The organism is Clostridium sp. ATCC 25772 (assembly GCF_001573875.1).
Lineage (GTDB): Bacteria > Bacillota > Clostridia > Clostridiales > Clostridiaceae > Clostridium_J > Clostridium_J senegalense.
The window spans coordinates 1-507 of the sequence record NZ_LFRG01000230.1; the positions used below are offsets into that span (position 1 = coordinate 1).

1 protein-coding gene is annotated in these 507 nt (G+C 34.3%); it reads right to left on the reverse strand.

What is annotated here, in order from left to right; genetic code table 11:
• Nucleotides 1-507: class II fructose-bisphosphate aldolase (locus AZI32_RS17730; RefSeq protein WP_206406661.1), on the reverse strand; the 507-nt coding region annotated here is incomplete at both ends.

The following is a 507-nucleotide window of genomic DNA, read 5'->3' on the forward strand; positions in this document are numbered from 1 at the left end:
TTTATAGAACCGAATAATTCCATTTTCTCTTTAACAGTAGCTTTTATAGCTTCAAATCCTGGAGCTAAAACTTTACGAGGGTCAAAACCTTTACCTTGTAGGTCTTTTCCTTCTTCTATATATTTACGAGTAGCAGCAGCGAAAGCTAATTGACACTCTGTATTAACGTTTATTTTAGAAACACCTAAAGATATAGCTTTTTTTATCATATCAGCAGGTATACCTGTTCCACCATGTAAAACTAATGGCATGTCTCCTGTAACATTGTTTATAGCTTCTAAAGCATCAAAGTTTAATCCAGCCCAATTTTCTGGATATTGACCATGTATGTTTCCTATACCAGCTGCTAACATATCAACACCTAAATCAGCTATTAACTTACATTCATTAGGGTCAGCTATTTCACCAGCACCAACAACACCATCTTCTTCTCCACCTATAGAACCAACTTCTGCTTCTACAGATATCCCCTTAGCATTTGCTATTTTTATTATTTCTTTTATTTTT